Below are 11069 nucleotides of genomic sequence, written 5' to 3' on the forward strand. Positions count from 1 at the left end.
ATGGAGACTCAGCCCATGAGCACGACAGCCACCAAGGAGACGCCGCCGGCCCCGGCCGCCCCAGCGGCCGCCGCCTCGGCCGGCTTCGGCGGCTTGCGGGCGAAGTCCTCGGCCGCGCTGAACACGGAAGCCCGCGTGGCGATCCGCAACCTCGACTTCTTCTACGGCGACAACCGCGCCCTGAAGGGCATACACCTGGACCTGCCCGACCGGCAGGTGACCGGCATGATTGGGCCCTCCGGCTGCGGCAAGTCCACCCTGCTGCGGGTGCTGAACCGCATGTACAGCCTCTACCCCGGCCAGCGCGCGACCGGCGAGGTGCTGATGGACGGCCAGAACATCATCGGCCCCGACGTGGAGACCAACGAGCTGCGCTCCAAGATCGGCATGGTGTTCCAGAAGCCCACGCCTTTTCCCATGACCATCTACGAGAACATCGCCTTCGGCGTCCGGCTGCACGAGAAGCTGTCCAAGCCGCAAATGGACGAGCGGGTGGAGTGGGCGCTGTCCCGCGCCGCCATCTGGGACGAGGCGAAGGACCGGCTGAACACCTCCGCCCTCGGCCTGTCGGGGGGCCAGCAACAGCGCCTGTGCATCGCCCGCACCATCGCGGTGCGCCCCGAGGTGATCCTGTTCGACGAGCCGACCTCGGCCCTCGACCCCATCAGCACCCTCAAGATCGAGGAGCTGATCGACGAGCTGAAGCGCGACTTCACCATCGCCATCGTCACCCACAACATGCAGCAGGCGGCGCGCTGCGCCGACCAGGTGGCGTTCTTCTACCTCGGCGAGCTGATCGAGGTGGCGCCGGCGGCGCAGCTCTTCACCGCGCCCAGGCACCAGAGGACCCAGGAATACATCACCGGCCGTTTCGGCTGATCGCCGCCCGGGGGAAGGCCATGGTGGAACACATGCAGGAACACACCGTCCGCTCCTACAGCGAGGACCTGCGCCGCCTGCGCGAGTCGATCGAGCGCATGGGCGGCCTCGCCGAACGGCAGGTCGCCGACGCGGTGACGGCGCTGGTGCGGCGCGACACCGGCCTCGCCGCCGAGGTCGTGCAACGGGACGCCGCGATCGACGCCTTGGAACGCGAGGTCGAGACCTTCTGCATCCGGCTCCTGGCGCTGCGGCAGCCGGTGGGCCAGGACCTGCGCTTCATCATCGCCGCGCTCAAGGTCTGCCACGGCCTCGAGCGCATCGGCGACTACGCCCGCAACGCAGCCAAGCGCGCCATCGTGGTGGCGGAACAGCCCCCGCTCGGCAGCCTCAACGGCTTCCAGCGCATGGCGCGGATGGTGCAGGCGAACCTCAAGGACGCCATCGACGCGCTGGTGAACGACGACGCCGCCAAGGCCGACGAGGTCTGGGCCAACGACCAGCCGGTGGACGAGATCTACAACGGCATCTTCCGCGAGATGCTCACCTTCATGATGGAGGACCCGCGCAACATCACCGCCGCCACCCACCTGCTCTTCGTGGCGAAGAACCTGGAGCGGATCGGCGACCACGCCACCAACATCGCCGAAACCGTCCACTACGCCGTGCGCGGCGACAGCCTGCCGGAAGACCGCCCCAAGGCCGACAACTCGGCTTCTGCGGTGGTCCGGCCGCTGGCTTGATGGCGGGCCTCTCGATGCCCGACACCGCCGCCGCACCGGGCATGGCGAAGCCCACCATCCTCATCGTCGAGGACGAGGTGCCGCTGCTGACGCTGCTCCGCTACAACCTGGAGAAGCAGGGCTTCCGCGTGGACGAGGCCGGCGACGGCGAGGAGGCGCTGCTCCGCGTCGCCGAGGGCCGGCCCGACCTCGTGCTGCTGGACTGGATGCTCCCCGCCATCTCGGGCATCGAGGTCTGCCGGCAGCTCCGCCGCCGCCCCGGCACGCGCGACCTGCCGATCATCATGGTGACGGCGCGGACGGAGGACCAGGACGCGGTCCGCGCGCTCGACACCGGCGCGGACGACTACATCAGCAAGCCCTTCGCCATGGACAGCCTCATGGCGCGGATCAGGGCGCTGCTCCGCCGCTCGGGCGCGATAGCCACGCGCGGCGTCCTCTCCTGGCGCGACCTCACGCTGGACCAGGACGCGCACCGCGTGTCGCGCGCCGGCCGGCCGCTGCACCTCGGCCCGACCGAGTACCGCCTGCTGGAGTTCCTGATGCAGCACCCGGGCCGCGTGTTCAGCCGCGAGCAGGTGCTGGACGCGGTGTGGGGCCGCGACATCCACGTCGAGCCGCGCACGGTCGACGTCCACATCCGCCGCCTCCGCAAGGCGGTGAACGGGCCGGGCGACGAAGACGTGATCCGGACCGTCCGCTCCGCCGGCTACGCGCTGGACTCGGAACCCGGCTGACCACGGCCGGCGCCGCCGCCGGCCTGGAGCATCGCGGCCGCGGCCGCCACGCAACGCGCGAAGGCCGACAGGTCGCTCCAACGCCGCTCCGGCAGCACGGCCTCGGCCGTGAAGAGGCCGCCGGAAGCGCGGATGCCGCCTTCGAGCATCAGGTTGTCGTGGAGGTCGAAATCCTCCACCGCCATCCCCTCGGCGTCCTCCCAAACGCCGTCCGGTCGTCGTTTGGCCGCGGGCCCCAGGGCCGCCAAGGTTCGGCCACCGAAGCGCCCGGCGGTGTTGGCGTAGCCCAGGACGGGCCGGCCCAGGCCGCGCATGAAGCCGAGTTCGAACACGGTCCCCGGATCGGCCGACGGGCCCCGGAATGGCGTGAGGTTGGCGATCAAGGCGTCGCAGCCGCGGATCAGGTCTTCGTTGCCGCGGTACAAGCCGAACCACGCCGGATCGTCGGCGCCCTTCGCTCCCGGCAGCCCGCCCTCCTCCACCGGGACCACCCCGGTCAACCCGTGGGCCGCGCAGATCCTGCGCTTCTCGGCCCCGACCGCAGCGCCGCGGTCGGCCAAGAACACCTCCGGTCCCGCCAGATACACCCGCATCGCTCGCCCACCGCCACCGAGTCGGAATGCCGCCGCAACAGCCTACGCCCTGCGCGGGCGGGCCGCCACGATTTGCGCCCCGCCGCCCGGTCTCAGCGTCACCAGCGGATGCAGGCTTGGTTGAAGAACCGCATGTCGGCGTCGCCGAGGGCCTCGCCTGAGCCTATCCGGGCCGCGACGCGGCCACAGCGCTGGGACGTGGCGTCAGGGCCTGAGGCGGTGCTGCCGGCGGGCGCCGGATCGGCCCCGGCGGCTTCTTGCTGCTGCTGTCGGCGCTGCTGCCGCGGCGGCGGACTCGTCCGTTCCGGTGGCTTTCCCGCCTGCGCCGGCGGGGGCGGCGCCGCTTGCCGCCAGGACGGGGGTGGAACCGCGGCCGGGGGCGGCGCCGCCGCAGTCGGCGTCTCCAAAGCCGGGTGTTGCGGCGCGGCCGAGGACGCCTCCGGCATGGGGGCCGTGGCTCCGCCATCGCTCGGTGCCGGCCGGGCCCGCGGGGCCGACGCGGTCGGGGCCGGCATCGTGCCGGCCGGTTCCGGCGCGGGTGACGGGGCTGGCGACGCCACCGCTTCGGCCGGAGTCGAGTTTTCGACGGCTCGCACCGGCGGGGCAGCAGGCGCCACCACGGCTTCCGGCGCCAGGATCGCACGGATGGAAGCGCCGAGCAGCGGAGGAGCGTCCTTCATCGCCACCGCCAGCACGCCGCCCAGGGCAGCGAGGCACAGCAGAAGCACAAAAGCCTTCCGCAACACCCTTCCCCGACGCCGCCGGCGGCGGCGCGTCCGCCATTGGCGGCCGGCCTCCGCCGTGCCGCCGGACGGTTGCGGTTCGTTGCGGGGAGCAGGATGGTTCTCGGCCGTCAACGCCCGGGCCGCGACGCCCGCCCAGGCGTCGCCACCGGGAAGGGTCAAGGGCGGCTGGGCGGCGAAGGCATCATCGAGCAGCTTCTGGAGCGCCGGCACCTGCCACGGGGTCGCCTGCAGGTGGACCACCGGGAGGTGGCCCGCGAAGATCCCTTCGAAGCGGGCCAGGCCGAGCCTCGCGCGCACGGCGTCGACCGCGTCCGGCGTTTCCGAAGGCGCAACATCTACGATCGCGATCCCCTGACCCGGATGGATCAGGACGGTCGGTGAGCTGCCTCGGTCGGCGGGGCGCAAGCGACACTCCCGGATGACGGTCCACTCGCGCCCGAGATCATGCAGATCATGAATGGCAGCGAGATTCGCGGCCGTCGGCGGCGGGATTTCGGCACGGGCGGCCTGTTTCGCCATCGGCACCCTCTCGACTGACCGGAACCGCGCACCCCGCGCGGCCCGCCGCATCGGCCGGCAAATCGGGCGCGGACGCGGAACGTTGTCCCGGTGTAGTCGGGTTGCGCACTCGGCGCCAATCACAAGAAAATCTATGACTTAGCAGCCAAATACCCGTTGTCCGCTGGGCTCGGAGCGGGCCCTGGCGCGGGGCGAGACGGCGCGCCGAACCTTGTCGAGCACCGTGCGGCCGGCTTGCCCCTAACCCGTGCCGCCGCCCCCCGCTCCTGGCCGCGGGCGGTAGAGGAAGTCGCGCATCATCCGCGCCGGCTCGTCGCTGCCCCAAGCCGCCGCGAAGGCGTCGATGCCCGCGGCGATGGCGCGGTCCGCCGGCAGGTTCTCCCACTGCCGCATGAGCGCCTTTTGCGACCGCAGGGCCGCCGGCCCCGCGGCGTCGAGATGCCCGAGCCACTCCTCCACCGCGCCATCGAGGGCAGACGCCGGCACCACCCGCTCCACCAAGCCCCATTCCAGCGCCTCGGCGGCGCCGATGATCTCGCCCAGGAGGAGCAAGCGGCGCGTCCGCCCCCAGCCGATCAACATGGGCAAAAGCGCCGCTTCCACGACGCTCGGGATGCCGACCCGCACCTCCGGCATCCCGAAGCGGGCGTCGGCGGCGGCGATCCGCAGGTCGCAGGCGGCGGCCAGCTCCAGCCCGGCGCCCAGCGCGTAGCCCTCGATTCGGGCGATCACCGGCACCGGACAGTCCCGAACCGCCCGGCAACAGCCGTGGACCAATTCGATGAAGTTCCGCGCTTCGGCGCCGTCCCGGAGGGCCCCCATCTCGCGGATGTCGGCACCGCCGACGAAGGGCCGCGGGGCGGTTCCGGAGAGCACCACGGCGCGCAGCCCTTTCTCCCCGGAAAGGGCGGCCATCGCCTTCGCGAAGCGCCGCATGAGTTCGGAGTCCAGCAGGTTCATCCGGTGCGCGGCCGCGATGGACACGGAGGCGACGCGCCCGCAGCCCGCCGGCCAGTCGCGCAACACGACCTTGATCTCGCCTTCGCCGCCCATGCCCCGTCTCCGCGCGGAACCGCCCGCGCGCCGGGCCTAGCGTGGCGGCGGGTGGGCCGCCAGCGCCGGGTACCTAGGCGTCAGAGCGGCGGCGCGGTGGGCGAGGTCGGATCGCCGCCGGGCCCCAGATCGCTCATGCCGGCGCCCATGGTGGAGGAACCCATGCCGTCGTCGTCCCGCCAACTGTTGCGGCGCTCCATCGCCTTGCGCGCCAGGATGGACCCGCCGACCAGCGCGGCCCCGACGCCGAGCCCCGCCAGGAACGGGCCGACCGCGGCCATCGCCGCCATGCCGCCCATCGCGGTTCCGGCCATCGCCATGGGCAGGCCCAAGGGATTGCATCGCATCAGCATCCGGCTTTCTCCCGACGTCGTTCGCTCCGCCCGGAGATGGGCCGGGCGGCCGAAGCAGCAAGCCGCGGCGGGGCCGAGGGTTCCTCAAACCCGCAGTTCCATCCCGTCGGAGGCCACCTCCCACCCCGCCGCTTCCACCGCGGCGCGCTCCGGGCTGTCGGCCAGCAGCACCGGGTTGGTGTTGTTGATGTGGATCAGGACACGCCGCCGCACGCCGAGGCCGGCGAAGGCCGCCAGCGTGCCCGACGGGCCGTCGACGCTCATGTGCCCCATGCGAGCGCCGGTCTTGGTCCCTGCCCGGGCGCGGAGCATCTCGTCGTCCCGCCAGAGCGTGCCGTCGAAGAGCACGCAGGCCGCGCCGCGAAGCCGCTCCCGCAAGTCGCCCGTCATGGCCGCGCAGCCGGGGACGAAGAACAGCGCGTCGCCCCCCTCCCCGGCCGAAAGCCGCAGTCCCACGGTCTCGCCCGCGTCGGACCGGCCCGGGTCCTCCCCGCCCGCTTCCAGGAACAGCGGCACCTTGCCCGGCACCGGGAAGGCCTCGGCGCGGAGGCCGAGCCCCTCCCCCGCCGCGTCCCGCAATTCGAAGGCCTCGCCGAGCGGCAAGGGCCGCCGCGGCACCAGCCCCGGGTCGAGCGCGCCGAAGATCGGGTTCTCCCTCAGCACGGCCAGCGACGGTTCGGCGCCGTAGAGCGCGAAGGCGTGCCGCTCCCGGAGGCTCAGCAGGCCCGCGACCGTGTCCACCTCCGCGCCCGTCAGCACCACGGCCGCGATCGGCGAATGGCGGACCGCGTCGCCTTCCGGCCGGGGATGCAGCGCGGGCGTCGCGCGCAACTGCGCCGGCAGGTCGGGCGAGGCGTTCAGCAGCACCCAACGGCACCCACCGTCGCCCGACACCGCGAGGGACGCCTGGGTGCGCGCCGGCGCGGCCGGGTCGCCGGCCCGCGCGCGCCGGCAGCCCGGCCCCGCGGAGTTCCACTGCGGAAAACCGCCGCCGGCGGCGGCGCCGAGGACGATGGCCTTGAGCACCCCGCGCCCTCAGCCGAAGGGGAAGGCATCGGGGCGCGGCGCGTGCGCCTGGGTGTCGTGCAAAGCTCCCTGCTCCCTATCCGGGGCGACGGTGGCGGAGCTTGCCCGCCCGCCCGGCGCCCCTCAAGCGGCGCGGCGGCGCCTCACCGGCCCGGGACCGTCGCCTCGACCTGGATCGCTTCGTACCAAGCCGCGAGGTCGGCGATCTGCTGGTCCGACAGCCCCTGCGACACCACGGTCATCTGCTCGTGCTTCCGCTCGCCGCTGCGGTAATGGCGGAGTTGCGCGGCCGTGTAGCCGGCCTTCTGCCCGGCGAGGTTCGGCGCCTCCGGCAGCACGGCGATGCCGTCGTTGCCGTGGCAGGCGGCGCACTGGCCGCCCGCCAGGCGCCGTCCCGCGCGCGGGTCGCCCGCCGCCGCCCGCTCCTGCGCGGGGGCGAGTCCCGCCGCCCCCGCGAACACAAGCGCCGCCGCCAGGGCCACGGCGGCCCTCGATCCCCTCACCGCTGCCGGTCGTAGGAGATGCGGTAGATCGCGCCCGCCATGTCGTCGGACACGAGCAGCGAGCCGTCGCGGAGCGTGGCCACGTCCACCGGCCGGCCGAGGTACTCGTTGGTCTCCTCGTCGAGCCAGCCCTCGGCGAAGGGCTTGTACTCGCGCACCGTCCCGTCCGGGTTCAGGAACGTCACCATCACCCGCGCGCCGATCGGCGTGGTGCGGTTCCAGGAGCCGTGCTGGGCGTTGAAGATCGCGCCGCGGTACTCCTCCGGGAACATCCGCCCGTCGTAGAAGGTGATGCCGAGGTCGGCGGCGTGGTTCGCCGTCTCCACCACCGGGCGCACCGCGTCGCCCGGCGGCTGCGCGTTGGCGTATTCCTTGGTCCGGACCGTGCCGCCGCCGTACCACGGGAAGCCGAAGTTCTGCCCGGCCGCCGTGACGCGGTTGATCTCGCCGGGCGGGCCGTCGTCGCCCATGCCGTCCACCTGGTTGTCGGTGAACCACAGCTCTTGCGTCCCCGGCCGGAAAGCGATCCCGACGCTGTTGCGGATGCCGCGCGCGTAGACCTCGCGGTTCTTGCCGTCGCGGTCCATGCGGACGATGCCGCCGATGCCCACCCGGTTGTACAGGTCCATCTTGGCCTGGAGCGGCACGTTGAAGGGCTGGCCGAGGGAGACGTAGAGCTTGTTGTCCGGCCCGATCCGGCACACCCGGGCGCCGTGGTTGAAGCTCTCCTCCGAGGCGGGGATGAGCTGGCCCTGCGCCACCACCGTCTCCGCCGCCACGTCCGGCCCCTCGTAGAAGAACTCCGCCGCCGGGAAGGCCAGAACGCGGTTGTGCTCGGCCACGTAGAGGATGCCGTCGGGCGAGAAGCACAGGCCGTTGGGCACGCTGAAGCCGATGGAGGGCGCGAACACCTTCACCTCGTCGGCCACCCGGTCGCGGTCGCGGTCCGTCACCGCCCAGACCCGCGTCTTGCGGGTGCCCACGAACACCACCCCGGAGGCGCCCACCGCCATGTGCCGGGCGTCCGGCACCACGGCGTAGAGCTCGATCCTGAAGCCCTCCGGCAGCTTGATGCGCTCGAGGTTGCGGCGGAGCGCGTCGGCGCGGCGGCCGTCCTGCGGCACCGTTTCCATCTGCATCGCGGTGCCGGTGGTGCGGAACTGCTGCAAACGCTCGAGCGCGCCCTGCGCGGGCACCGGGCCCGGCGCCGGCGGCCGCATGCCGGGCGAGAACTCGCCCGGGACGGCCCCGCCGGGCGCCGCCGCGGGCGGCTGGGCCGGCCTTTGGTCTTGCTGTTGGCCCGGCCGCGGCTGCGGTTGGGCGAAAAGGCCCGACGCGCCGGCGACGAGCATCAACCCGGCGCCGAGCAGCGCCTTCCGTGTTTTCATCCGATGTTTCCCTCCCGACCCCCCGTCGACCTATCCCGCGACGTGAGTTCCTGGACAATGGTGCGGCCTCCGGCGACCGCCTCTGACATGCCCGTGAGCCGCGGCGCCAAAGCCGCGTTCGATTTTTTGGATCGAGGAGGCCCGGAGCCGCAGCGCGCGCTTGAACCGTCGCGGGGCGGCGCTTATTCACGCCCTTGGCCCGGCCCCCCTGCGCCGGGCCGGTCATGTTTTTCAGGAGCGGGTCGTCATGGCATTCAGGGTCGCGGTCGTCGGCGCCACCGGAGCGGTCGGGCGCGAGATCCTGAAGACGCTCGCCGAGCGCGACTTTCCGGTGAAGGAGGTGGCGGCCCTCGCCTCCGGACGCTCCGCGGGCCAGGAGGTCTCCTTCGGCGAAAAGGGCACGCTGAAGGTCCAGAACCTGGACAAATTCGACTTCCGCGGCACCGACATCGGCCTGTTCTCGCCCGGCGCATCCGTGTCGGCGGTTCACGCCCCGCGCGCCGCGCAGGCCGGCTGCGTGGTGATCGACAACACCAGCCACTTCCGGATGGAGCCGGACGTGCCGCTGGTGGTCCCGGAGGTGAACGGGCACCACCTCCAGCGCTTCGCCAAGCGCAACATCATCGCCAACCCGAACTGCTCCACCATCCAGATGGTGGTGGCGCTGAAGCCGCTGCACGACGCCGCCCGCATCCGCCGCGTGGTCGTCGCCACCTACCAGTCGGTCTCGGGAGCCGGGAAGGAGGGCATGGACGAGCTCTTCAACCAGACCCGCGCCGTTTACGTGAACGACCAGTCGCAACCCGAGCAGTTCACCAAGCCCATCGCCTTCAACTGCATCCCGCACATCGACAAGTTCATGGACGACGGCTCCACCAAGGAAGAGTGGAAGATGGCGGTGGAGACCAGGAAGATCCTGGACCCCGACATCGCCGTGGTCGCCACCTGCGTCCGCGTGCCGGTGTTCATCGGCCACGCCGAAGCGGTCCACGTCGAGTTCGAGAACCCACTGGACGAGGAGCGGGCGCGCGACCTCCTCCGCGAAGCGCCCGGCGTGCTGGTGGTGGACCGGCGCGAGGACGGCGGCTACGTGACGCAAACGGAATCCGCCGGCGAGGACGCGGTCTACGTTTCCCGCCTCCGCCGCGACCCGACGGTGCCGAACGGCCTGGCTTTCTGGTGCGTGTCCGACAACCTCCGCAAGGGGGCGGCCCTGAACGCGGTGCAGATCGCCGAAGCGTTGGTGGAGCAGGGGCTGATCCAGGCCAAGCGGGCGGCCTGAACTGGGCGCCGCGGCGCCGTTTCCGCGGCGAGACCCATTCCCAAACCGCCCTCGCACGACGGCGTAAGCCGCGGACGCGAGCGACGGCGAGGCGAGGTATAGCGCCGGTCGAGACGACGTGCCCGGATGCCCAAGGGTGGCGTCGTCGCGCCCCGTCTCCTCGTGCTTGCCCTCCAGTCGGGCGAGGGTCGGCCGGCCCTTGGCGATCCTCCCCACAGATGCGGTTTCCTCCGGCATCGCCGTGCCATTCCGGCCGCCCTTGGGAGCGGGTGGGTCAGGACGCGAAAGCAAAGAATGCCTGCGCGCGCGTTTGATCGAGTCGGGCAGGAAAGGACGGGCGACGGACAGCCGGCGGAAGCGCGCGGGGGAGACGAGGGGGCAGGACGGTCGAGGCACTCGCAGTCCGTCCGGATCGATCGCAGCCGTTGATAGGACTATCTGTCTAGGATTTTCTTGACATAGTAATATAATCAGGGGTTGAATGTCCTCGCTTGAATGGAGGCGATGGCATGGACTTCCCTTCCACCCACCTCTGGCGCGTCCTCCGTACCCCTGTCCGCATCCTGCTCTCCGGAGCAGCGGCGTTGCTGGTGCTGGCGGGCGCGCGGCTCGCCGGGCTTCCACCCCTCTCCTCCCTCCTGTCCGGCCCGCCGGTCCAGTTTGCGGCGCTGCTGGTGTTCTCGGTGGGCATCGCCTTCGCGGCGTTCCTGTGGTGGCTCGCCACGCGCTCCTTCGCCTTTCTGCGCGACCCGCGCACCACGCCGGAGCAGTTGGCGAGCCTCCGCGAACTGCCGCTCGCCCTGCCGGAAGGCACCGTCCGCGCCCTGCTGGCGCTGATCGTCGGCGTCGTCGGCCTGCCGCTGCTGCTGTTCAGCCAAGCGCTGTCGCTGAACGACGCCACCGCGGGCTACGTCAACGGCATCATCGCAGGCGTCTTCGGCTACTACTTCGGCGCCCGCTCCACCGCCGGCAGCGACGCCGCGACGCGCCGCCTCGGCGAAGCCTTGGCCGGCCAGGGCCGGCAAGCGGAAGCGCTGCGGGACGAGAACGCCGCCCTCCGCGACCGTGCCGCCGAAGCCGCGGCCGCCGGTGCCCGCCCCGGCCAACTCGCCGCCGCGCTCGACGCGCTCGGCCGCCAGATCGCCATCGCCGGCAACCTCCTGGAGGTGCTCGGCCCCGCGCTGCCGCCCGGCCTGGTGCCGCCCGGCGCCGCCGACGCCCTGAAGCGCGCCCGTGCGGTGGCCGCC

General features: G+C 72.3%; 12 protein-coding genes. 5 read left to right on the top strand and 7 right to left on the bottom strand.

Annotated elements, in window-relative coordinates:
• Nucleotides 1-15: 15 nt before the first annotated feature.
• The 3 genes from pstB to phoB are packed head-to-tail and all read left to right on the top strand — an operon-like array spanning nucleotide 16 to nucleotide 2359.
• Entirely contained in the window at nucleotides 16-879 is an 864-nt protein-coding gene (gene pstB / locus ABD067_RS16650; protein WP_343896476.1) for a phosphate ABC transporter ATP-binding protein PstB, read from the top strand.
• Between the two features lie 32 nt (nucleotides 880-911).
• Nucleotides 912-1622, top strand: a complete 711-nt coding sequence (phoU, locus tag ABD067_RS16655; protein WP_343896477.1) for a phosphate signaling complex protein PhoU — start codon at nucleotides 912-914, stop codon at nucleotides 1620-1622.
• Between the two features lie 14 nt (nucleotides 1623-1636).
• On the top strand, nucleotides 1637-2359 hold the full coding sequence (phoB, locus tag ABD067_RS16660; protein ID WP_343896478.1) for a phosphate regulon transcriptional regulator PhoB: 723 nt from the start codon (nucleotides 1637-1639) through the stop codon (nucleotides 2357-2359).
• Here phoB and ABD067_RS16665 read toward each other — a convergent pair.
• From ABD067_RS16665 to ABD067_RS16695, 7 genes are all read right to left on the bottom strand, one after another.
• Complete coding sequence (locus ABD067_RS16665; RefSeq protein WP_343896479.1) at nucleotides 2332-2952, bottom strand: nucleoside 2-deoxyribosyltransferase; 621 nt, start codon at nucleotides 2950-2952, stop codon at nucleotides 2332-2334. The genes phoB and ABD067_RS16665 overlap by 28 nt on opposite strands.
• Nucleotides 2953-3050: 98 nt before the next feature.
• Nucleotides 3051-4217, bottom strand: coding sequence for a hypothetical protein (locus tag ABD067_RS16670; protein WP_343896480.1), 1167 nt, complete (start codon nucleotides 4215-4217; stop codon nucleotides 3051-3053).
• A gap of 240 nt (nucleotides 4218-4457) precedes the next feature.
• On the bottom strand, nucleotides 4458-5270 hold the full coding sequence (locus tag ABD067_RS16675; protein ID WP_343896481.1) for an enoyl-CoA hydratase: 813 nt from the start codon (nucleotides 5268-5270) through the stop codon (nucleotides 4458-4460).
• Nucleotides 5271-5350: 80 nt separating this feature from the next.
• Nucleotides 5351-5617 carry a hypothetical protein gene (locus ABD067_RS16680; protein WP_343896482.1) on the bottom strand — a complete coding sequence of 89 codons (267 nt, stop codon included), beginning with the start codon at nucleotides 5615-5617 and terminating at the stop codon, nucleotides 5351-5353.
• A 90-nt stretch (nucleotides 5618-5707) separates the two neighbouring features.
• Complete coding sequence (gene pqqB, locus ABD067_RS16685) at nucleotides 5708-6649, bottom strand: pyrroloquinoline quinone biosynthesis protein PqqB (protein WP_343896483.1); 942 nt, start codon at nucleotides 6647-6649, stop codon at nucleotides 5708-5710.
• 143 nt (nucleotides 6650-6792) lie between these two features.
• The gene (locus tag ABD067_RS16690; RefSeq protein ID WP_343896484.1) at nucleotides 6793-7131 is read right to left on the bottom strand and encodes a c-type cytochrome; all 339 of its coding nucleotides are present in this window, start codon (nucleotides 7129-7131) and stop codon (nucleotides 6793-6795) included.
• Between the two features lie 17 nt (nucleotides 7132-7148).
• On the bottom strand, nucleotides 7149-8540 hold the full coding sequence (locus ABD067_RS16695) for a PQQ-dependent sugar dehydrogenase (RefSeq protein WP_343896485.1): 1392 nt from the start codon (nucleotides 8538-8540) through the stop codon (nucleotides 7149-7151).
• 247 nt (nucleotides 8541-8787) lie between these two features.
• Here ABD067_RS16695 and ABD067_RS16700 point away from each other — a divergent pair, with 247 nt between their 5' ends.
• Both ABD067_RS16700 and ABD067_RS16705 read left to right on the top strand, forming a co-directional pair.
• Nucleotides 8788-9822, top strand: a complete 1035-nt coding sequence (locus ABD067_RS16700) for an aspartate-semialdehyde dehydrogenase (protein WP_343896486.1) — start codon at nucleotides 8788-8790, stop codon at nucleotides 9820-9822.
• A 509-nt stretch (nucleotides 9823-10331) separates the two neighbouring features.
• A partial coding sequence (locus ABD067_RS16705; RefSeq protein WP_343896487.1) for a hypothetical protein occupies nucleotides 10332-11069 on the top strand: 738 nt, incomplete at its 3' end.

The organism is Craurococcus roseus (assembly GCF_039523795.1).
Classification (GTDB): domain Bacteria; phylum Pseudomonadota; class Alphaproteobacteria; order Acetobacterales; family Acetobacteraceae; genus Craurococcus; species Craurococcus roseus.